Origin of the sequence: Hydrogenophaga sp. (assembly GCF_965657535.1) — a bacterium.
Taxonomy (GTDB): Bacteria; Pseudomonadota; Gammaproteobacteria; order Burkholderiales; family Burkholderiaceae_C; genus Hydrogenophaga.
Window position 1 is genome coordinate 492788 of record NZ_CBFHOP010000002.1, and the last position, 21301, is coordinate 514088.

Annotated in this window: 20 protein-coding genes and 2 rRNA genes; 7 read left to right on the forward strand and 15 right to left on the reverse strand. The window is 63.3% G+C overall.

Features of this window, described 5'->3' with window-relative positions:
* Positions 1-57 precede the first annotated feature (57 nt).
* Entirely contained in the window at positions 58-1239 is a 1182-nt protein-coding gene (locus tag ACTG4K_RS05110) for an isovaleryl-CoA dehydrogenase (RefSeq protein WP_439113108.1), read from the reverse strand.
* A gap of 61 nt (positions 1240-1300) precedes the next feature.
* Positions 1301-1765 (reverse strand): PaaI family thioesterase, encoded by a 465-nt coding sequence (locus ACTG4K_RS05115; RefSeq protein WP_439113109.1) that lies wholly within the window; start codon positions 1763-1765, stop codon positions 1301-1303.
* Between the two features lie 175 nt (positions 1766-1940).
* On the opposite strand from ACTG4K_RS05115, the gene ACTG4K_RS05120 reads away from it, so the two are divergent.
* Positions 1941-2546 (forward strand): IMPACT family protein, encoded by a 606-nt coding sequence (locus tag ACTG4K_RS05120; RefSeq protein ID WP_439113110.1) that lies wholly within the window; start codon positions 1941-1943, stop codon positions 2544-2546.
* 18 nt (positions 2547-2564) lie between these two features.
* Here the strand turns inward: ACTG4K_RS05120 and ACTG4K_RS05125 are convergent, their stop codons facing one another.
* Positions 2565-2975 (reverse strand): MerR family transcriptional regulator, encoded by a 411-nt coding sequence (locus tag ACTG4K_RS05125; protein ID WP_439113111.1) that lies wholly within the window; start codon positions 2973-2975, stop codon positions 2565-2567.
* Between the two features lie 130 nt (positions 2976-3105).
* Between ACTG4K_RS05125 and ACTG4K_RS05130 the strand changes: the two genes are divergently transcribed.
* The gene (locus ACTG4K_RS05130) at positions 3106-4197 is read left to right on the forward strand and encodes an MBL fold metallo-hydrolase (RefSeq protein WP_439113112.1); all 1092 of its coding nucleotides are present in this window, start codon (positions 3106-3108) and stop codon (positions 4195-4197) included.
* A gap of 57 nt (positions 4198-4254) precedes the next feature.
* Here the strand turns inward: ACTG4K_RS05130 and ACTG4K_RS05135 are convergent, their stop codons facing one another.
* The 9 genes from ACTG4K_RS05135 to ACTG4K_RS05175 all read right to left on the reverse strand — a co-directional run bounded on the left by ACTG4K_RS05135 (position 4255) and on the right by ACTG4K_RS05175 (position 13985).
* A complete protein-coding gene (locus tag ACTG4K_RS05135; RefSeq protein WP_439113113.1) occupies positions 4255-5181 on the reverse strand; it encodes a M48 family metallopeptidase in 927 nt (308 codons plus the stop codon).
* A 23-nt stretch (positions 5182-5204) separates the two neighbouring features.
* Entirely contained in the window at positions 5205-5966 is a 762-nt protein-coding gene (locus ACTG4K_RS05140; protein WP_439113146.1) for a lysophospholipid acyltransferase family protein, read from the reverse strand.
* Positions 5967-5998: 32 nt separating this feature from the next.
* Positions 5999-6583, reverse strand: a complete 585-nt coding sequence (gene gmhB, locus ACTG4K_RS05145; protein ID WP_439113114.1) for a D-glycero-beta-D-manno-heptose 1,7-bisphosphate 7-phosphatase — start codon at positions 6581-6583, stop codon at positions 5999-6001.
* A 40-nt stretch (positions 6584-6623) separates the two neighbouring features.
* Positions 6624-8768, reverse strand: a complete 2145-nt coding sequence (gene glyS / locus ACTG4K_RS05150) for a glycine--tRNA ligase subunit beta (protein WP_439113115.1) — start codon at positions 8766-8768, stop codon at positions 6624-6626.
* An 18-nt stretch (positions 8769-8786) separates the two neighbouring features.
* Entirely contained in the window at positions 8787-9707 is a 921-nt protein-coding gene (gene glyQ / locus ACTG4K_RS05155; RefSeq protein WP_439113147.1) for a glycine--tRNA ligase subunit alpha, read from the reverse strand.
* A gap of 125 nt (positions 9708-9832) precedes the next feature.
* A complete protein-coding gene (lnt, locus tag ACTG4K_RS05160) occupies positions 9833-11701 on the reverse strand; it encodes an apolipoprotein N-acyltransferase (protein WP_439113116.1) in 1869 nt (622 codons plus the stop codon).
* Between the two features lie 20 nt (positions 11702-11721).
* Positions 11722-12588 (reverse strand): HlyC/CorC family transporter, encoded by an 867-nt coding sequence (locus ACTG4K_RS05165; RefSeq protein WP_439113117.1) that lies wholly within the window; start codon positions 12586-12588, stop codon positions 11722-11724.
* Positions 12589-12683: 95 nt separating this feature from the next.
* The gene (locus ACTG4K_RS05170; RefSeq protein WP_439113118.1) at positions 12684-13412 is read right to left on the reverse strand and encodes a GNAT family N-acetyltransferase; all 729 of its coding nucleotides are present in this window, start codon (positions 13410-13412) and stop codon (positions 12684-12686) included.
* A gap of 99 nt (positions 13413-13511) precedes the next feature.
* Positions 13512-13985 carry an Lrp/AsnC family transcriptional regulator gene (locus ACTG4K_RS05175; protein ID WP_439113119.1) on the reverse strand — a complete coding sequence of 158 codons (474 nt, stop codon included), beginning with the start codon at positions 13983-13985 and terminating at the stop codon, positions 13512-13514.
* A gap of 118 nt (positions 13986-14103) precedes the next feature.
* Here ACTG4K_RS05175 and hppD point away from each other — a divergent pair, with 118 nt between their 5' ends.
* Both hppD and phhA read left to right on the forward strand, forming a co-directional pair.
* Positions 14104-15231 carry a 4-hydroxyphenylpyruvate dioxygenase gene (gene hppD, locus ACTG4K_RS05180; protein WP_439113120.1) on the forward strand — a complete coding sequence of 376 codons (1128 nt, stop codon included), beginning with the start codon at positions 14104-14106 and terminating at the stop codon, positions 15229-15231.
* Between the two features lie 133 nt (positions 15232-15364).
* On the forward strand, positions 15365-16219 hold the full coding sequence (gene phhA, locus ACTG4K_RS05185) for a phenylalanine 4-monooxygenase (RefSeq protein WP_439113121.1): 855 nt from the start codon (positions 15365-15367) through the stop codon (positions 16217-16219).
* Here phhA and ACTG4K_RS05190 read toward each other — a convergent pair.
* Positions 16141-17118, reverse strand: a complete 978-nt coding sequence (locus tag ACTG4K_RS05190) for an esterase/lipase family protein (RefSeq protein ID WP_439113122.1) — start codon at positions 17116-17118, stop codon at positions 16141-16143. The genes phhA and ACTG4K_RS05190 overlap by 79 nt on opposite strands.
* A gap of 114 nt (positions 17119-17232) precedes the next feature.
* Here ACTG4K_RS05190 and ACTG4K_RS05195 point away from each other — a divergent pair, with 114 nt between their 5' ends.
* The 3 genes from ACTG4K_RS05195 to ACTG4K_RS05205 all read left to right on the forward strand — a co-directional run bounded on the left by ACTG4K_RS05195 (position 17233) and on the right by ACTG4K_RS05205 (position 20777).
* Positions 17233-17967 (forward strand): FFLEELY motif protein, encoded by a 735-nt coding sequence (locus ACTG4K_RS05195; protein WP_439113123.1) that lies wholly within the window; start codon positions 17233-17235, stop codon positions 17965-17967.
* Positions 17968-18095: 128 nt separating this feature from the next.
* The gene (locus ACTG4K_RS05200) at positions 18096-19787 is read left to right on the forward strand and encodes an AMP-binding protein (protein WP_439113124.1); all 1692 of its coding nucleotides are present in this window, start codon (positions 18096-18098) and stop codon (positions 19785-19787) included.
* Between the two features lie 45 nt (positions 19788-19832).
* Positions 19833-20777 carry an MBL fold metallo-hydrolase gene (locus tag ACTG4K_RS05205; RefSeq protein WP_439113125.1) on the forward strand — a complete coding sequence of 315 codons (945 nt, stop codon included), beginning with the start codon at positions 19833-19835 and terminating at the stop codon, positions 20775-20777.
* Positions 20778-20900: 123 nt separating this feature from the next.
* Here the strand turns inward: ACTG4K_RS05205 and rrf are convergent.
* Both rrf and ACTG4K_RS05215 read right to left on the reverse strand, forming a co-directional pair.
* Positions 20901-21013: ribosomal RNA gene (gene rrf / locus ACTG4K_RS05210) — 5S ribosomal RNA — on the reverse strand.
* A gap of 195 nt (positions 21014-21208) precedes the next feature.
* Positions 21209-21301 (reverse strand): 23S ribosomal RNA (locus ACTG4K_RS05215); the annotation flags it as partial.

Genomic DNA, 21301 nt, shown 5'->3' on the forward strand with positions numbered 1-21301 from the left:
AATCAGGTGTGGTGGAACAGCGCAGCCATTGTCGGGCAAGGCTGTTTCAGCAGATGGTCAGCAGGTCTCGGCAAACAGCTCGCGGCCGATCAGCATGCGGCGGATTTCGCTGGTGCCCGCGCCAATCTCGTACAGCTTGGCGTCGCGCCACAGCCGGCCCAGCGGGTATTCGTTGATGTAGCCGTTGCCGCCAAAAATCTGCACGCCTTCGCCGGCCATCCAGGTGGCTTTTTCGGCCGTCCAGAGAATGACCGAGGCGCAGTCTTTGCGCACCTGGCGCACGTGTTCGGTGCCGAGCAGGTCGAGGTTTTTGGCCACGGTGTAGGCGAAACTGCGACCCGCTTGCAGCACGGTGTACATGTCGGCCACTTTGCCTTGAATGAGCTGGAACTCGCCAATGCTCTGGCCAAACTGCTTGCGATCGTGGATGTACGGAATCACGTTGTCCATCACCGACTGCATGATGCCCAGCGGCCCGCCCGTGAGCACGGCGCGCTCGTAGTCCAGCCCGCTCATCAGCACCTTGGCACCCATGTTCAGGCCGCCCAAAATGTTTTCGGTCGGCACCTCCACGTTGTTGAACACCAGCTCACCGGTGTGGCTGCCGCGCATGCCCAGCTTGTCGAGCTTCTGCGCAATGCTGAAGCCGGGCATGCCCTTTTCGATCAAGAAAGCCGTGACGCCGCGCGCGCCCATCTCGGGCTCGCTCTTGGCGTAAACCACCAGCGTGTCGGCATCCGGCCCGTTGGTGATCCACATCTTGTTGCCGTTGAGCAGGTAGTAGCCGCCCTTGTCTTCGGCTTTCAGCTTCATGCTGATCACGTCGGAGCCCGCACCCGGCTCGCTCATGGCCAACGCACCCACATGCTCACCGCTGATGAGTTTGGGCAGGTACTTGGCCTTTTGCTCAGGCGTGCCGTTGCGGTTGATCTGGTTCACGCACAGGTTGGAGTGCGCGCCGTAGGACAGGCCGACCGACGCACTGGCGCGGCTGATTTCTTCCATGGCAATCATGTGCGCCAGGTAGCCCATGCCAGCGCCGCCATCGGCTTCGGGCACCGTGATGCCGAGCACGCCCAGGTCGCCCATCTTGCGCCACAGGTCCATGGGGAACTGGTCGTCGCGGTCCACCTCGGCGGCGCGCGGCGCGATCTCGGCTTGCGCAAATTCACGCACCGCGTCGCGCAGGGCGTCGATGTCTTCACCGAGCTGGAAATTAAGGCCGGGCAGGTTGTTCATGGTGTGTCTCCTGAAGGTTTTGGGGTATGGGCGCCCCCTGAAAGAGCGCTCGCGAGAGAAATCAATACGTCTTGGGCACGGGCACCAGCGTTTGCTGCATCACCGCACAGTCTGTGCGCTTGCCGTCGGACGCCACATGCACCACGTCGGCCGTGGTGACGATGATGCGCTTGCCGCCCTTGAGCACGCGCCCGGTGGCCTGCAACTCACCGCCTTGAAACGCCGCAAGGAAGTTGATTTTGTATTCCACCGTGGTCACTTCCATGCCATCGGGTGCCACCGTCAAGCCAGCGTAACCGCCCGCAATGTCGGCCAGCGCGCCCATGGCACCGCCATGAAAACCGCCTTGCTGCTGCGTGACGCGCTCCGAATACGGCAATGCCAGCGTCACCATGCCAGGCGCCACGGCGAGCAGGCGCACACCCAGCTGCTGCATCATGCCCTGGCGCTCCAGGCTGGCTTGCACGCGCTGGCGCAAGTTGGCGGCTGCGGCATCGCCGGTGGTTTCGCTGGTGGTGTCTGCCATCTAAGACCTCGCTGGGGAGTCTGGTTGAAACGATCGATGCACAGCGGCACCGTCAAACATTAACTTGACGTTTACGTAAACGTCAATTATGCGCGAAGCATGGCCGACTCGGCAAGTCGGGGCAAACCTGAGGAACGCATTTCAGGGTCGGCGTGGCGACTATGCTCAGAGCCCCATGCCTTACACGTTGCAAGCCCCGGTTCAGAGCGAACTGGTGATCAAAAAAAGCCGTTTTCTGGGCTGCGTTGAGTCCGTGCCCGACCGCGCAGCGGCGCTGGCGCGGGTGGCTCAGCGGCGCACCGAGCACCCCGGCGCCACGCACGTGTGCTGGGCGCTCATGGCGGGCGGGCACTCCGCGGCCAACGACGACGGCGAACCGGGTGGCACCGCCGGGCGCCCCATGCTGGAGGTGCTGCGCCACCAAGACCTGGAAGGCGTACTGGCCACGGTGGTGCGCTATTACGGTGGCACGCCGCTGGGTGCGGGCGGTCTGGTGCGCGCTTACACCGACAGCGTGGCCCAAGCCCTGCTGAAGGCTGAAAAGACACCTGTGGTGCGCCACCAGATGCTGCACTGCGTGCTGCCCTACGCGTTGGAAGGCTGGCTGCGCCGCGAGCTGGACACACACAGCGCCAGCCTGGTGGACGTGACCCACGGTGAGGGCGTGAGCGCCACCCTGCGCGTACCTGAGGCGCAGGCCGCTGCCCTGGTGGGCCGCATCAACGACGCGGGGCAAGGCAAAGTGGTGTGGCTTGGCGGGCAGGACGACGTTGACGGTTGAACGCAGATCGCAGACAGGTCAACCGGCTTTGCCCGCCTTGTCCAGCTTGGCCAGCAAAGCTCGCGCCTCTTTCTCGTGCACTTTCACTTCGTCCAGGTTGGCCACAAGGTCGGCCATTTGCTCTTCCAGCTGGCGCCGGTGGTCGGCCAAAATCAGTAGAAACTTGCGCAACTGCGGCCCAGTGTCGCGCGGGCTGTCGTACATCTCGATGATTTCCTTGGCCTCGCTCAGCGACAGCCCCAGGCGCTTGGCGCGCAGGGTGAGCTTGAGCCGGGTGCGGTCGCGCGCGCTGTACACCCGGTTGCGCCCGCCCGGGCCTTCGCGTAGCGGCTGCAGCAGCCCCATGTCTTCATAAAAGCGGATGGCGCGTGTGGTCAGGTCAAACTCGCGCGCAAGGTCGCTGATGGTGAAGGTTTGTAGGGTCGCCATGGGGGCTGTTGGGGTCGATGGGTCGTGTCGGGCTGCAGACAGGGCGTTGGAGATGCGCTTCGTAGAATGGCCTGAATCTTGACGTTTACGTTAACGTCACTCCGATCCATCTTACCGGAATCGCCAACCCATGCAGCCAGACAAAGCGCAACTTGAAGCACGCCTGCAATACCCCCAAGGGCAGACGCTGCCCGAGCCCGGGCGCGCGCTCACGGTGGCGCCCGGCGTGAAGTGGGTGCGCATGGCGCTGCCGTTTGCGCTGGACCACATCAACCTCTGGCTGCTGCGCGACACCCACGAAGGCCGCGAGGGCTGGACCGCCGTGGACTGCTGCATCGCGCACGACGCCGCCAAAGCCCAATGGAACAGCGTTTTTGAACACGAGCTGGACGACTTGCCTGTTTTGCGGGTAGTGGTGACGCACATGCACCCCGACCACATCGGTCTGGCGCATTGGCTGTGCCAGCGCTGGAGCACGCCGCAGCACGACTGCCGCCTCTGGATCAGCGCCACCGACCACGCCATCGCGTGCACGGCAAGCCAGAGCACCACCGGTTTTGGCGGTGAAGCCGCAGCCGCGTTTTTTGCCTCACACGGCCTGACCGACGCCGACCAACTGGCCCAGATCCGGGGCCGGGCCAGCTACTACCCCAACCTCGTGCCGGCCGTGCCCCGCCAATACCGCCGCCTCATGGACGGCGGACAGCTGACCATCGGCGGGCGCACCTGGCACTGCATCAGCGGCTACGGACATGCGCCCGAACACATGGCCCTGCACTGCCCCGAGCTGGGCGTGCTCATCAGTGGCGACATGGTGCTACCGCGCATTTCCACCAACGTCAGCGTGTACGACCAGGAGCCCGAGGCCGACGCGTTGTCGCTGTTTCTCGACTCGCTGGACAAGTACCTGCCCCTGCCCGCCCACACGCTGGTGCTGCCGTCGCACGGCAAGCCGTTCACCGGTCTGCACGAACGCATCCAGCAACTGAAAGACCACCACGCCGAGCGGCTCGCCGAGGTATTGGCCGCCTGCCAGTCCCAGCCCTGCAGCGGCGCTGACATCTTGCCCGTGATGTTCAAACGCCCGCTCGACCTGCACCAAACCACCTTTGCCATGGGCGAGGCGGTGGCGCATTTGCACCGGCTGTGGCACGGGGGGCAGCTGGTGCGCCAGCTCGATGCGTCAGGCGTTTACCGCTTTGTGGCGCGCACAGCGCCGTAAACCACCGCTTTCGCTCTGAGTTTGTCCAGGCGCGGTTTGCCGTTGACTGGCGAGCCTTCACTCGCCCAACGGAACCGCAGCGCGCTTGAGCGCCTTGCGGCGCTCGATGTGGTCTGGCATCACGCCGGCGACCACGTCCCAGAACTGGGGGCTGTGGTCCATGTGGCGCAGGTGGCTGAGTTCGTGCACCACCACGTAGTCCACCATCTCCAGCTTGAGGTGGATGAGCCGCCAGTTGAGGCGGATGGTGCCGTCGGCGCTGGCGCTGCCCCAGCGGGTGCCGGCGCTGGACAGGCGCAATTTCTCGTAGCGCACGCCCAGCAGGGGCGCGAAGTGGTCAAGACGTTCGGTGAACAGGCGCTTGGCCTGGCGCATGAGCCAGGCTTGGGCGGCGTCGCGTATCTGCGCTTCACTGGCGCTGTGGGCCAGCCCCAGGCGCAGCGTGGCCATTGCAGCCCGTTGCTCGGCGCCGGCCGTTTCCAGCACCGCACCCACCTGGGTGAAGCCGTGCGCGGGGTCGAGCACCAGGCGCACGCGCTGCCCCAGAAAGTCCAGCTCGGCGCCATTGGCCCATACGGTACGGGCTTGCGCCAGCTCACCAGCGCGTTCGCGGGCGCGCTGCAGTTTCTCCAGCACCCAAGCTGCTTTTGTGTGCAGCAGCGCGTCCACCTCGCCCAGCGGCGTCCAGCGCGGCGCGCTCACGCTCAAGCCATCGGGCCCGACCGACAGGCCAATGGTGCGGCGCTTGCCGCGCTTGAATTCGTAGGCCACTTCGCAGCTGCCCAGCTTGAGCAGGCGGTTGGCCCTGGGGTGGTGCCAGGTGCCGGGCTGAAACACCTGGCTCAGGGGCTCTGCCGCTGGCGCAGCGGGGTCGGGCTTGGGGCGCACCACAGGCGGCGTGGCCGCCACGGCTTCGCGGGCGGGCGGGGGCAGCGGGTCGGTACCGCCCAAAAAATCCAGCGCGAGCTGCATCAGGCGCTGCATGGTTATGGAACCCCGTTCAACGCTCAGACCTTGGCGGGTTCGGCGCTTGCGGGCGGATATGCCGATGGGTCCAAGCGCCGCATCTCGGCCTCGATCCAGGCTTCTACTTCTGCCATCAGCTCGTCTGCCTGGCGTCCTACGCTGGGAATGGGCTTGCCAATGGAAAACTCGACCACACCCGGTTGCTTGATGAACGCTTTGCGTGGCCAGCATTTGGCAGACGTGACCGCAATCGGGATCACCGGCGCACCGGTGCGGATGGCCAGGCGTGTGCCGCCGGTTTTGTAGGTGCCTTGCTGGCCCCGGTCGATGCGCGTGCCTTCGGGAAACATGATGACCCAGGTGCCCTGGTCCAGCAGACGCTGCCCCTGCTGCACCACTTTGACGAAGGCGCGAGCGCCGTCGGCGCGGTCGATGTGGATCATGTCCATGCGGGCCATGGCCCAGCCAAAGAACGGCACGCGCAGCAGCTCTTTTTTGAACACGTAAGCCAGCGGGTGCGGCATGAGCGCAGGCATGCAAAAGGTTTCCCAGGTGGACTGGTGCTTGACCAGCAGCACGGCGGGCGCGGTGCTGCCCACGGGCAGGTTCTCGTAGCCGATCACGCGGTTGCGGATGCCGAGGATCACGGTGCCACCATCAACAGCCAGCTTGAGCCAGCGGGCGCACATCCAGTAGATCTGGTCGGGTTTGAGAAACGGCGCCACAGCCACCACCGCCAGCGCCCAAGGCACCACCGTGATGGCCATGAACAGCAGGTGCAAAACAGAACGCAGGAAATTCATCACGATCATGGGGTGGCCATCAGTACAAGGGGTCAATCCGTCGGCTGCGCGAGCAGCCAGTCGGCAAAAGCGGACAGATCGGCATGGACCTGGGTACCGGGCGGAAGGTCGGTGCTGAGCGTGGAACGGTCGGCATGGGCATCTAGTCCGTTGCGTGGGCGCAGCGCTTCAGACTGACCGGTAAGCAGCAAATGCGTGGGGCAGCCCGCTGCTGCTGCCGCCTGCACGTGGCGCACCGCGTTGCCCGCTGCGGGCACGCGCGCCAGGTCAACCCCGAAACGCTGACCGATCTGCACAAACAGCCCGGGCGCCGGTTTGCGGCAGGCGCAGGCGTCTTCGGGCGCGTGCGGACAGAAGAACACCGCATCCACCCGGGCGCCGGCTGCGGCCAGCTGGCGGTGCATTTTGGCGTGGATGGCGTTGAGCGACGCCATGTCAAACAGACCCCGGCCGATGCCGCTCTGGTTGGTGGCCAACACCACGCGCCAGCCGCCCTGGTTGAGCCGGGCCACCGCTTCCAAGGCGCCGGGCAGAGCCTCCCACTCGTCGGGCGAGGCCACGTAGTCGTCTCGGTTGCGGTTGAGCGTGCCGTCGCGGTCCAGGATGAGCAGTTTCATGCGGTGCTCTTTCCAAGATGCGTCACGGTACGCCAGCCGGTCAAGCCGCCAGGCGCGACAAGTCGGCCACGCGGTTCATGGCTTCGTGCAGGTTTTTCAGCAGCCCCAGCCGGTTGGCCTTGAGCGCCGGGTCTTCTGCGTTCACCATCACGCCGTCAAAGAAAGCGTCCACCGGTGCGCGCAGCGCTGCCAGCGTCATCAGCGAGGCGGTGTAGTCGCCGTTGGCAAACTCGGCGTCGGCGGCCGGCACCGTTTTTTTCATGGCGGCGAACAGTTCTTTTTCAGCGGCTTCAACCAGCCGGGCCTCTTGCACCGCAGCGCCTTCACCCTCGGACTTTTTCAAGATATTGCCAATGCGCTTGTTGGCGGCCGCCAGCGCTGCGGCAGCGGGCAATGCGGCGAAAGCACGCACGGCTTGCAAGCGCTTGGACACATCGCCCAGGCGCTGCGGACGCAAGGCCAGCACGGCGTCCACTTCCTGTGCGCTGTAGCCTTGCTCACGCAGGCTGCCAGCCAGGCGGTCGTAGAAAAATTCAGCCAGTGAAGCCGTGGCGTCGGTGATCTTGTCGCCAAAAGCTGGCACAGCGCTGGCTACCAGCGCGCCCAGGTTCAACGGCAAGTCTTTCTCGACCAGCATGCGGATCACGCCCAGCGCATGGCGGCGCAGCGCAAACGGGTCTTTGTCGCCAGTGGGCAGGTTGCCAATGCCAAACATGCCTACAAGGGTTTCCAGCTTGTCGGCCAGCGCCACCACCACGCCCGTCATGTTGCGCGGCAGTTCGTCGCCGGCAAAGCGCGGCTTGTAGTGGTCTTCGATCGCGAAGGCGATGTCTTCGCTCAGGCCATCATGGCGCGCGTAGTAGCCGCCCATGATGCCCTGCAGCTCGGGAAACTCGCCCACCATGTCGGTCAGCAGATCGGTCTTGGCGAGCATGGCTGCATTGCCGACGTTGCCATCGAAAACACCGTCGACACCTTGTGTCATGAGCTGACGCGCAATCTCCCGCGCAATCGCTTCCACACGCTGGCTGCGCTCGCCCTGCGTGCCCAGCTTGTTGTGATACACCACCTTGCCCAGCCCCTCCACGCGCGAAGCCAGCGTCTTCTTGCGGTCCTGGTCAAAGAAAAACTTGGCGTCGGCCAGGCGCGGGCGTACCACGCGCTCGTTGCCGCCGATCACGGCGCTGGCGTCTTCAGGGCTGATGTTGCTGACCACCAGAAACTGGTTGGTCAGCTTGCCTTGCGTGTCCACCAGCGGGAAGTACTTCTGGTTGGCCTTCATCGTCAAGATCAGGCACTCTTGCGGCACGTCCAGAAACTGCGCTTCAAATCCGCAGGTGAGCACATTGGGCCGCTCCACCAGAGCGGTCACTTCGTCCAGCAGGGCTTCGTCCATCAGCACTTCAAAGCCCGGTCCCAGGCGCTCGGCGGCTTGGGCCAGCTGCTGCACGATGGCAAAGCGGCGGTCGTTGAAACTGGCCAGCACCGAGCCGTCGCGCAACAGGGTTTCGGCGTAGTGGTCGGCGTCCTGCAGCACCACCGGGTCTACTGCCGCTTCAAAGCGGTGGCCGCGCGTGGTGTTGCCAGCGGTCAGCCCCAGCGCCCTCACCGGCACCACGGTGCTGCCATGCAGCGCCACCAGGCCGTGGGCCGGGCGCACAAACTGCACGCTGCTCCAGCCGGGAAACTCACAGTCGCTCTCCAGCTGGTAGCTCATGACCTTGGGAATGGGCAGCTTGGCCAGCGCCTCGTCCAGCGCTTTTTGCAGGCCCGTGTCCAGCGTGGCGCCCGTGACGAGGCTGTCATAAAACAGCGCGGCGGCCTTGCCTTCGCCTTCGCGCTTGAGCGCGGCCACAGCGGCTGCCGGGTCGGACACATCGGCGCCCAGAGCGGCCAGCTTTTTCAGCAGGGCGGGCGTCGCGTTGCCGCTGGCGTCCAGCCCCACGGCCAGGGGCATGAGCTTTTGCTGCACCGCCTTGTCCTCAGCTTTGAGCCAGACATGGGTCACGTGCGCAGCCAGGCGGCGTGGCGAGGCGAACGCGGTCACAGCCGAATCGGCACCGGCCAGGCCCTGAGCCTTGAGTTGGTCAAACAAAACGCCGGCGAAGGCGTCGCCCAGTTTCTTGAGCGCCTTGGGCGGCAGCTCTTCCACAAACAGTTCAACGAGCAGGTTTTGGGTGGTCATCTTGTTGTTCTCCGGCGCTCAGGCGGCTTTCTTCGGCATTTGCTCCACCCAGGCGTGCGGCGCCATGGGGAAGCCCAGCCGCTCGCGGCTCTCGTAATAGCTTTGCGCCACGCCACGCGCCAGGTTGCGGATGCGGCCAATGTAGGCCGCGCGCTCGGTCACGCTGATGGCGCCGCGCGCGTCCAGCAGGTTGAAGCTGTGCGCGCACTTGAGCACCTGCTCGTAGGCGGGCAAGGCCAGCTGCTGTTCCATGAGGTGCTTGGCCTGCTTTTCATGCGCCGTGAAGGCGGTGAACAGGAAGTCGGCGTCGGCGTGTTCGAAGTTGTAGGCCGACTGCTCTTTTTCGTTTTGCAAATACACGTCGCCGTAGCTGAGTGTGGAGCCGTCGGCGCGTTTCGTCCACACCAGGTCGTACACGTTGTCCACGCCCTGCAGATACATGGCCAGGCGCTCCAGACCATAGGTGATTTCGCCGGTGATGGGTTTGCAGTCGATACCGCCGACCTGCTGGAAGTAGGTGAACTGCGTCACTTCCATGCCGTTGAGCCAGACCTCCCAGCCCAGGCCCCAGGCGCCGAGCGTGGGGTTTTCCCAGTCGTCTTCCACAAACCGAATGTCGTTCTTCTTCAAGTCAAAACCCAAGGCTTCGAGCGAGCCCAGGTACAGCTCCAGGATGTTGGACGGCGCTGGCTTGAGCACCACCTGGTACTGGTAGTAATGCTGCAGGCGGTTGGGGTTTTCGCCGTAGCGGCCGTCTTTGGGTCGGCGGCTGGGCTGCACATAGGCCGCCTTCCAGGGCTCGGGGCCGAGCGCGCGCAAAAAAGTGGCGGTGTGGCTGGTGCCCGCGCCCACTTCCATGTCGTAGGGCTGCAGCAGCGCGCAGCCCTGGGCGTCCCAGTAGGACTGCAGTTTCAAAATGATTTGCTGGAAGGTCAACATGCGCATGGGGCCTGGGCGGTGCCCGGGCCAAAGGTGGTCTTGGTGTGGAGACAGCAGGCCCGAGCGGGCTTGCTGCACAGAACGCTGATTTTACGGGGCCGCCGGCCCGCCCGGGCGGGGAGCGCTCAGCTGCGCAGCAGCCGCATGCGCTGGCAGCGGGCTATGGCCAACACCAGCACCACCGCCAGGCACATCCCCCACAGCGGCCAAAGCCCCCAATGGGCCGTCCAGCGGGCGTAGAGCGTGGTGCCGCTGCGGCCCTGCACCGCGGCTTCGAGCCGGTCGCGCGTCAGGCGGGGCAGCTGGTGGGTGACCACGCCGCGGTGGTCAATGACCGCGGTGGCCCCCGTGTTGGTGGCGCGCAGCATGGGCCGGCCCAGCTCCAGCGCACGCAGGCGCGAGATGTGCAGGTGCTGATCAATGGCCACCGTGTCGCCAAACCATGCGATGTTGCTTAGGTTGACCAGCACCGTGGGGGCCTGGGCCGGGTCGCGAAACGTCGCAGCCAGCTCTTCGCCAAACAGGTCCTCGTAACAGATGTTGGGCGCCAGGCGCTGGCCATCCACCGGCCACGGCGCTTGCGCCAGCGTGCCCCGACTGAAGTCGCCCAGCGGAATGTGCATAAGGTCAATGAACCAGCGAAACAGCGGCGGAATGAACTCACCAAACGGCACCAGGTGGTGTTTGTCGTAACGGTAGAACCCCTCAGACGCCAGGCTCACCGGCGCCTGCGGATCGGTGCTGAGGGCCAGTTGGTCGCGCGCTGCGGCCGCCGACGCCGGCGACACGCCCCAGGCAGAGTTGGTGTACCCCTGCGAAAAACTCCCCAGCGGCAAGCCCAGCAGCACCTGCACCGGCGAGGCCACGCCCGGCTGCGCCAGGCCGTCCAGCAGGGGCCGCCAGAACGCAGGGCCCAGCTGCAGCGGCAGCAAGGGCAGCGCGGTTTCGGGTGCCACCACCAGCTGCGGCGCATTTACCAGGCCGGCTTTGGCCGCCGCCACCGCTTCGGCGATTTGCTGTGGGTACCAGGCCAGCGCCTGCGCCACCCCGGTGCCGGCTTCAAATTTTTCGTCTTGTGCCACGTTGCCCTGCAGCAGCCACACCCGCAGCATGCCGGCGCTGGTGGTGTCGCGCTGGCCAAAGGCGCGCCAGGCGCTGCTGTCGCCCAACACGCTCCACAGCAGCGCCAGCAGCAGCACGGCCGTCGGAGCCGCGCGCCACACGTTCCCCCACCGAAGAGCCGTGCGCGCACCCACCAGCGGCGCCACGCCCGCGCGGTGCACCGCACGGCGGGTAGGCGTCAGCAACCAGTCGCCCAGAGCCGCCGAAGCTCCAGACACCACCGAAGCCAGCGCATAGGCCAGCACAGCCGCTAGAAAGCCCATGCCGTACACACCCACCAACGGCGCCCAGGCGGCCATCTGGTCAACCTGCGCGTAACCACCGGCACCCCACGGAAACCCGGTGAGCCAGCGACCACGGGCCAGCTCGGCCAGCGTCCAGAGGGCGGCAAACAACAGCGCCTGCGCGCTGCGCGACACCGGCGCCCAGCGGTACAAAACGGCGGCAGCCGCTGCGTAATACAGGGCCAGCGCGCCCGCCAGTGCCAGCACAGCCAGCGCGGCCAGCCAGGCCGAGAGCCCGCCGTAAGTGTGCATGGAAACAAACAGCCACCAGAAGGTGCCGACCAGCCAGGCGGTGGCAAACAGCCAGCCCCGCCAGGCCGCACTGCCCAGGCGCCCGCTGTGCTGCAGCGCCAGCACCAACACGGCCAGAGAAACCATTTGCAGCCAGCCGCTGGGCTGGCCCGTTGCAGTGCCGGGCAGGCTCCAGTCTTGAAAAGGCCAAGCCAACGAAGCTGCCTGCAGACCACCAGCCAGCAGACACAGCAGCGCCCACATGGCACCACCGCTGCGCGCCCGCCGCCCGGGCGGAAGCCGGCTCATCGGCTCAAAGCTCGACGGGTTGTGCAGCGATCCGAACAGGCTGCGCATGGGTGGGCGGGCGGCAGTGGTCAGGCGTCTGCCGACACAGGCATGACCTTGAACCACTTCACCGCGCCACCTTTGGTGTGCAGCACCACGAAGCGCAGGCTGTCGAGCTCGTGCACCTCGCCGCGCTTGGGCACATGGCCCATGGCGTGGGCGATCATGCCGCCGATGGTGTCAAAGTCGTCTTCGGGCAGTTTCAGGCCAAAAGATTCGTTGATGCGCTCGATGGGCGTGTCGCCGCTGACGCGCCAGGTGCTGTCGGCCAGGGCAAAGATATCGCCCTCGTCTTCCACCACATCGAATTCGTCTTCAATCTCACCGACGATTTCTTCCAGCACGTCTTCAATGGTGATGAGGCCCGCCACACGGCCAAACTCGTCAATGACGATGGCCAGGTGGTTGCGGTTGCCGCGGAATTCGCGCAGCAGGTCGTTGAGCCCCTTGGTTTCGGGCACAAAGGTGGCCGGGCGCAACAGGGCGCGAATATTGAGTTCGGGCGCGCGCTGTAGCTTGAGCAGGTCTTTCGCCAGCAAGATGCCGATGATGTTTTCCCGCTCGCCCTCAAACACCGGAAAGCGCGAGTGCGCGGTGTCGATCACGATGTGCAAGAGCTCGTCGTAGGGTGCTTCAATGTTGAGCACATCCATGCGCGGGGTGGCCACCATCACGTCGCCGGCCGTCATGTCGGCGATGCGAATCACGCCTTCGAGCATCACGCGCGATTCGGCGTTGATGATGTCGTTGTCCTCGGCCTCGGCGAGGGTTTCGATCAGCTCGTCCTTGGAGTCCGGCCCGGGATGGATGAATTCCGCGAGCTTTTGGAGGAAACCACGTTTGTCGACATGCCGCAGGCTGCGCTGCGGCCCACTACTGGGAGGGGATTCGGCCACTGAAGGGTATGGGAGTGTTGAGACAGGGGCAAGGATACCGCAAGGCCCCGGCGTCGAGCAAAAAACGCCCACACCCGGCGACCGGGTGCGATCGGTCAGCCCCGGTGGCGTTCGCGTGCGTTGCGCACGCCCTGGCGTATGCCCTGCAACAAACCCAGCGCCGACCAAAATTGCTTGGCCTGGGCTTTGAGGTGGTAGTCGCCGAGCGCCATATGCTCGTTCAGCAACTCGGTCACGCGCGAATCGAAGTCGGCCGGGGGAAGCCGCAAATGGGCTTCGCTCTCGCTGCCCTCGCGCTCGATCACCGCGCCAGCGTTGCGGGCGATCTTGAGCATGGCTGTATTTTCAGACAGCGCATGAATGAACAGCAGGTTCACACCTTCGTTGCGCGCATGCATCACGGCGCGTTCAAACAAGCGGCTGCCGTAGCTGCGTCCCCGCGCACTTTTGGCCACCGACACACCAAACTCGGCACAGCTGATGCACTTCGGGTCAGCTGAAAAGGCCAGGTGCGCCATGGCAATCAGTTCCAGCTTGCGGTTGAAAATGCCGAACAGCTCGTCCCGGTCAAAGTTCAGCTGGTTCACATAGCGGTGAATCTGCTCGTCGTTGGCGGCGTAGCCAAATCGCAGGTAGCGGTCTTGTGGCTCCAGCGCCAGCAGGTGGGCCGCAATGCGCTCCCGCTGCGCAGGGCCGATGGACCGGATGGGCACCCCCGCCGATGTGGCAGCCCCCGCGGCACGCGGGGACGGATCGTTGGCGGGTGCTGCGGCCAGCACCTCCGCCTCTGACGCCGTCTTGAACCAGGGGGTTGAATTGAACATGACCTGAAATATAAGGGTTTTCCCTATATCGACAAGGTCCCGCCTCTCTAAACCCGGACAAACCCGACGGGCGGGTAACTTATGACCGCTGGATGCGGCTTACAGCGGCAAAGCGGTGGTACTTTTCACGCGGTCCATCACAAAACTGGTTTTGCAGTCCTGCACGCTCGGGTGTTTGAGCAAGGTGTCCATCATGAAACGCGAGTAAGCGGCCATGTCAGCCACCACCAGGCGCAGCTGAAAGTCCATCTCGCCCGTGAGCGCAGCGCATTCCACCACCTCGTGCCAGCCCATCACGCTGGCGCGAAACTGGTCCATGGGGTTGCGTTTGGCGCTCTCGGCGTGCTTCTCCAGTCGCACGTTCACATAAGCGGTCAGCCCCAGGCCCACGGCTTCGGGCTTCACCAAGGCCACGTAGCGGTCAATCACGCCACTGTCTTCGAGCCGCTTCACCCGGCGCAGCACTGCGCTGGGCGACAAACCCACCACCTCGGCGATCTGGTCAAAGGTGGCCCTGCCGTCTGCTTGAAGGCTGCGCAGTATGTGGCGGTCGAGCTTGTCAAGTGCTTGCATAAGTACCATTCTGCAGCTTTCCTGCATGCATGGCAAAAACTGCACTGCAAAACGCTGGAATCTTGATGCCTTGCGCCGATACAGTGACGGATCGCATTGATTCATAAAGGAGACACCCATGAACGCAGCCTTGCCCCAAGCCGCCAACCTGCCCGAAACCACCACCGAATGGGCCAACCCCATGGGCACAGACGGCTTCGAGTTCATCGAATACGCCGCGCCCGACCCCGTGGCCATGGGGGCGCTGTTTGAACGCATGGGCTTCAAGCCGATTGCCAAACACCGCCACAAGGCGGTGACGCTGTACCGCCAGGGCGGCATCAACTTCATCATCAACGCCGAGCCCGACAGCTTTGCGCAGCGCTTTGCCCGCCTGCACGGCCCCAGCGTGTGCGCCATTGCATTCCGGGTGCAAGACGCCAAGGCCGCGTACGAGCGCGCCATTTCGCTGGGCGCCTGGGGCTACGCCCACACCGCCGGCCCTGGCGAGCTGAATATTCCAGCCATCAAGGGCATTGGCGACTCGATCATCTATTTCATCGACCGCTGGCGCGGCAAAAACGGCGCGCAAGCCGGCGACATCGGCAACATTGGTTTTTTTGACGTGGACTTTGAGCCGTTGCCTGGCGCCGAACTGAACCCGGTGGGCCATGGCCTGACCTACATCGACCACCTGACGCACAACGTGCACCGCGGCCGCATGGAGGAATGGGCCGGTTTTTATGAGCGCCTGTTCAACTTCCGCGAAGTGCGCTACTTCGACATTGAAGGCCAGGCCACGGGCGTGAAAAGCAAAGCCATGACCAGCCCCTGCGGCAAGATCCGCATTCCGATCAACGAGGAAGGCAACGAGAAGTCGGGCCAGATCCAGGAGTACCTGGACCGCTACCACGGCGAGGGCATCCAGCACATCGCCATGGGCTCGGACGACCTGTACGCCACAGTGGACGCGCTGGAGCTGAGCGGCGTGAAGCTGCTCAACACCGGGGAAACCTATTACGAGTTGCTGGACAAACGCATTCCGGGGCATGGCGAAAATGTGGCCGCCCTGCAGCAACGCAACATTTTGGTGGACGGGGTGCCGGGTGAACTGCTGCTGCAGATCTTCAGCGAAAACCAGCTGGGCCCCATCTTTTTTGAATTCATCCAGCGCAAAGGCAACCAAGGGTTTGGTGAGGGCAACTTCAAGGCGCTGTTTGAGAGCATTGAGCTGGACCAGATGCGCCGCGGCGTGCTGAAGGGTTGACCTTCAAGGAGAGGCGCATGGCCGCGTTGCGGCTGTTGGCCGTGGCGCTGCCACTGTCTGCACAGCCGCGCTTTGCCCTGCACCCTTTTTGAAGGTCTTGTTTGGCACTCCGCTTGAATACCTGGAGACTGAGATGGCTGTTGAACCTGTTGTGTACGGCGCAAGCGCCCGCCCCCCGCGAGGCGATTACGCGCGCGCCAGCGACGACTACACCTGCGCACAAAACTGGGCGGCCTACACCGCAGCCGACCACGACACCTACCGCCGACTGTATAAACGCCAGTCGGCGCTGCTGCCGGGTCTGGCCTGCGATGCGTTCATTGAGGCCCTGCCCTCGCTGGGCGCGAGCGACCAGATTCCGCGCTTTGAAGACATCAACGCTCGCCTGAAGCCGGCCACCGGCTGGGAGCTGGTGGCGGTGCCCGGGCTGATTCCGGAGCGGCCGTTTTTCCAGCTGCTGGCCGACCGCCGCTTTCCCGTCACCGACTGGATACGGCAGCCCGAAGAGTTCGACTACATCGTAGAGCCCGACGTGTTCCACGACCTGTTTGGCCACGTGCCGTTGCTGTTCAACCCGGTGTTTGCCGACTACGTGCAGCGCTACGGCGCTGGGGGACTGAAGGCGCACGACCTCGACGCGGGCGAGTTGCTGTCGCGCCTGTATTGGTACACGATTGAGTTTGGCCTGATTCAGCAACCCGACGGCCTGCGGGCTTACGGCGCAGGCATCTTGAGCTCCAGCGGCGAGCTGCGCCACAGCGTCACCAGCGCGAAGCCCCAGCGCTTGGCGCTGGACTTGCTTCGCTGCATGCGCACACGCTACAAAATCGACGACTACCAGGCCACCTATTTCGTGATCGACAGCTTTGACCAGCTGTTTGATCTGACGGCGCCCGACTTCGCGCCGCTCTACGAGGCCGTGGCTTCGCAAGGCGAGTTGGCACCCGACGCCAGCACTGCGAGCGACTCGCGCATTACCCTGGGGTGAAACGCCATGGCCACATGCGCGGCACCCGTAACCAGTCGGTTGTCGGCGCCGCTCAAGGTGGCGGTGGAGGCGGGAAACACGATGTTGTCGGTGTTGGAATACCAGCAAATGAACTGCCGGTAGGTGGCTTCAGGCGCTTGCTTTGCCTCGGCTGCTGCCAGCGCCAGCAGCCAGGGGTTGTGCAAGCGCATCTGGCGGCCGTTGGGCAGGTGGCTGAACTGCCCTAGCCAGGTTCCGTGGTGTGGCGTGCCGATGGTCAGCACCTGCGCGATGCGGGCGGGGTTTGCTGCATGGGCCGCAAGCCAGGCGCGCGCCGCCAGACCCCCCATGCTGTGGCATACCAGCTGTGGTGGCCCCCCGCCCACGACTTCGGCCCGCCGCACGGCCGACTCGATCTGGGGCACATAGGCGTCGATACTGCCAAACACCGGCTCCAAGTTGACGGACACATACGGCACCCCAAGACGGCGAAGCTCGCGCATCCACGGGTGCCAAAAACCCCGGTTGCACACAAAGCCGTGCACAAACACCACCGCACCTGATGAACAGACCCCTATCGGGTCCGCCGTGGCATCCGTGTCGGGCCAGTGGCGCCACCGAAAGGGCTGGCGCCACGCAAACACACGCGGAGCCATGCGCACCTCTTGCCACCACGCGCCCACCAACTCGTGCCAGCGCGGGCGGGGAGCCGGGTCACTCTGGTGCACCCAGGCCACAGCGAGCAGTTCGAGCGCGAGGACCAGTGCATAACCACCCAACAGCAACCCAAAGCCAGCCACCGAAGCCCGGGGTGAATGCGGCCACACGAGCACGCCCCAAGCCAGCGCGACCACCAGCACCATGCCCACAGCCCATTGCTGCAAACGGGCCAATCTCGAGTTCTGGAGGGTGTGTGACATGCGCATTTGCGCACTATCCCACGGTTTGTGTCACACACATGATGCTGTCGCGCAGGCTCCTAGAGGCGGCAGCCTACGACGACACCGGTCGTACCGGGCTAAACTGCCCGGAACATGACCCCAGCAAGCCAGGCTGCCCATCGCATTGGTGCCCATTTGTCGCGTGTTTCGAGTTTGCGCGAGCAGGCCAGTGCAGCCGGGCTGGTTCAGGCTGTGCACCAAGTCAAACAGCTGCAGGCTCAGCGCTTTCGAGCGACCTACACCGACTTTTTGGCCGACGCCCAGCATGCACCGGCCACGCGCTTCTTTCTGGAAGAGCTGTACGGCGAGCACGATTTCCGTGAGCGTGACAACCAGTTCGGACGCATCGCTAGCGCCATCGAGCGCTTGTTCCCCGAAGCGGTGGCCCAGTTGGCGGTGGACCTGGCCGAGACGCATGCGCTCACCGAAACGCTGGACCACCAGCTGGCAACCCACTGGCTGGACCAAGACCCTGCAACACCCGCTGCCCTGCGTTACGCTCAATCTTGGCGCCTCACAGGACGGCACGCAGACCGCCACCGCCAGCTCGCTGTTGTGCTGCACATGGGCGCTGAGCTGCAGCGCCTGACCCGCATGGTCACATTGCGCATAGCGCTGAAAATGATGCGCCGCCCGGCCCAAGCCGCGGGCTTGTATGCCTTGCAGCAATTCCTGGAGCGGGGCTTTGATGCCTTTGCCACCATGAGCGACGCAAGCCGCTTTTTGTCGGCCATTGAACAACGGGAAAGACGCTGGATAGACACCCTGTTCGAGGCCGATGCGGCAAACGCAGCCCAACTGCTCCAAGCGGAGCTCATGCGCACCTGAACTGGAAATCGGGCCCAGCAAAGGAGGCTCCTGTGCTTTCGGTGACATGCTGTTAGGGCCGGCCCTGTGCCACCCGCGGCAATGACACGCCAGAATGCAGATGTCATCAACGTACCTGCCCTTGTCCTATGAACCGTCCCTGGCTTGACCATTACCCACCCGGCGTTGCGCACACGGTGGAGCCCGAACAGTACCGATCGCTAGCGGCGTTGTTGGAAGAATCGTTCAAAAAGAATGCAGCGCAGCCCGTGTCGGTTTGCATGGAGCACTGGATGTCCTATAGCGAGCTCGACGCGCACAGCGCCGCTCTGGGTGCCTGGCTGCAGTCCAAGGGCTTGTCGGCCGGTGCCCGGGTGGCCATCATGCTGCCCAACGTTCCTCAGTTTCTGGTCACCATGGCTGCGATCCTGCGCGCCGGGTACACCGTGGTTAATGTCAACCCGCTGTACACCGCCCGCGAGTTGGAGCACCAGCTGAAAGACTCCGGCGCAGAAGCCATCGTCATCCTTGAGAATTTCGCGGGCACGCTCGAAGAAATCATTGATCACACCGCGATCCAACACGTCGTTGTCGCCAGCCTTGGTGACTTGCTGGGTTTTTGGTACGGCCGCTGGATCAGTTTTGCCGTGCGGCATCTGGCCAGAATGGTGCCCACATTCAAGCTGGCGTTGATCGGCCCCCGCGGACCCCGCACCATTCTGAGCTTTCAGCATGCACTCCACCAAGGCGCTGAGCGTGCACTCAAACCCAGCCAGGCCAACCTGGATGCCACCGCGTTTTTGCAATACACCGGGGGCACCACCGGACTGTCCAAAGGCGCGGTGCTGACGCACCGCAACGTCATCGCAGCCATTTTGCAGGCCGAAGCCTGGTTCAACCCAGCCTTGCAGCGCCTGGGCGACCTGCGCAAGACCAACGCGATCGCGGCACTGCCGCTGTATCACATCTTCGCGCTGACGCTCAGCCTGCTGAACATGCGGTGGGGCGCCCATATGACACTGATCCCCAACCCCAGAGACATTCCCAAACTGGTCGAGACCCTCAAAAAGCGACCATTCCACATCCTTCCGGCTGTAAACACATTGTTCAACGCACTCTTGCAGAACCCTCAGTTTCGCCAACTCGACTTTTCTTCCCTGGCGCTGTCGCAAGCTGGCGGCATGGCGGCCTCCGAAGGTACGGCGCGCCAGTGGCTCGCAGTAACCGGCAGCGCCATGATCGAAGGTTGGGGCATGAGCGAGACCTGCGCCATTGGTACCAACAACCCGGTCAACAACCGGGACTTCAGCGGTACCATTGGGCTTCCGTTGCCAGGCATCGACATTGCTATCAAAGACGACGAAGGACGGGATGTGGCCTTGGGCACGGCGGGTGAAATTTGTATTCGGGGCCCCAACGTCATGACCGGTTACTACAACCAGTCTGCCGAAAACGCCCTGGCATTCACCCCAGACGGCTATATGCGCACCGGCGATATTGGCGTAATGGATGCCGATGGATTCACTCGAATCGTTGATCGCAAGAAAGACATGATCCTGGTCTCAGGTTTCAATGTGTTCCCGAACGAGCTGGAGAACGTGATCTCCATGTGCCCAGGCGTCCTAGAATGCGCGGCCATCGGCATTGCCGATGACACCCAGGGAGAGGCCGTCAAGGTCTTCGTGGTGCGCTCGAATCCGACTCTACGGGAAGAAGACGTGGCGCGATATTGTCATAACAACCTGACGGGGTACAAGCGCCCCAAATTCATTGAATTCCGCGACGAGCTGCCCAAGACCAACGTCGGGAAAATCCTGCGACGCGCTCTACGCGGCGCCTAGTAAGCCGTTCAGAGCTGTCTGATCTTCCTCAAAACAGGTGCCTTCTTGAACCATTCCACCGCTTTCAACTCGGATCGCCTCGCCCTTGCGGGGGTTACGGTGTTCGAGCGTGGCTGGCTTTCAGCCAATAACATACTCATCCAGGGCAACGGCCCCATCACACTGGTGGATACGGGCTATTGGACTCACGCCGAGCAGACATTGGGGCTTGTAGGCAGCGCCTTAGGTGAGCGGGCTTTGGACCTCCTACTCAACACCCACCTCCACAGTGACCATTGCGGCGGGAATGCGGCTCTGCAGCATCGATATCCCAACGCCAAGACATGGATTCCCCCAGGTCAGGCAAGCAGCGTAGCCCATTGGGATCCAGTCGCTCTCACCTACGAACCGACAGGACAACATTGCCCCCAGTTCAATCACGAGGGCCTATTAACGCCGGGAAAAAGCATCCGCCTTGGCTCACTGGACTGGGAAATCCATGGTGCCAAGGGACACGATCCGCACGCCATCGTGCTTTTTCAGCCAGAACAACGCATTCTCATTTCGGCTGATGCCCTTTGGGGAAATGGCTTCGGCGTGGTCTTTCCAGAGCTGGAAGGCATTTCCGCTTTTGAGGAAGTTTCAGAAACGTTGGACTTGATAGAACAGCTGAACCCGCTGCTCGTGATACCGGGACATGGCAGCATATTTTGGGACGTGCAGGACGCCATTCAGCGCGCTCGAAACAAGCTTGAATACTTTGTTAAAAACCCCACCAAACACCACAGACACGCCTTAAAAGTACTGATCAAATACAAACTGTTGGAATGGCAGTCGATCGAAAGAGAAGAGCTATTGGAATGGAGCTTCCGCAGTGCCTATCTACGCACAGCAATGCCTTTCGATGGTGCTGACAGGGAAGTTGGGACCACTTGGATGCAGACACTCATCAACGAGCTGGAACAAGGGAAAGCATTAACCCAAGAAGGCACATTGATCAGAAACTGCTAGGCGTGTGGTGGGACCGTAAATTCCCATGTGAGCACGATCACGTTGCTCGTTGAATCTGCCGTTTCAGAAAGCCCAAACCCCCAGGCACCATGGGGTACGAGGGGGTTTGGGGGGCTGGTAAGAGCCTGACGATGACCTACTTTCACACGGGAATCCGCACTATCATCGGCGCAAAGTCGTTTCACTGTCCTGTTCGGGATGGGAAGGAGTGGTACCAACTTGCTATGGTCGTCAGGCATAAAGGGTTGCCGCTGCAGCACGAGGGTGCTGCGGCGACGAATTCATAGAGCTTCGAATCAGCTGTCTTTTTGATTGCTGCCAACGTCGTGTCTCAACGGTGTTGAGTTTTCACGAGGGCATAACATGACTCAATACCAATGTGTATTGTAGTCGGATGACATTCAACTGTTGATGGATTAGATCAAAGTTATAGGGTCAAGCCTCACGAGCAATTAGTACTGGTTAGCTTAACGCATTACTGCGCTTCCACACCCAGCCTATCAACGTCCTGGTCTTGAACGACT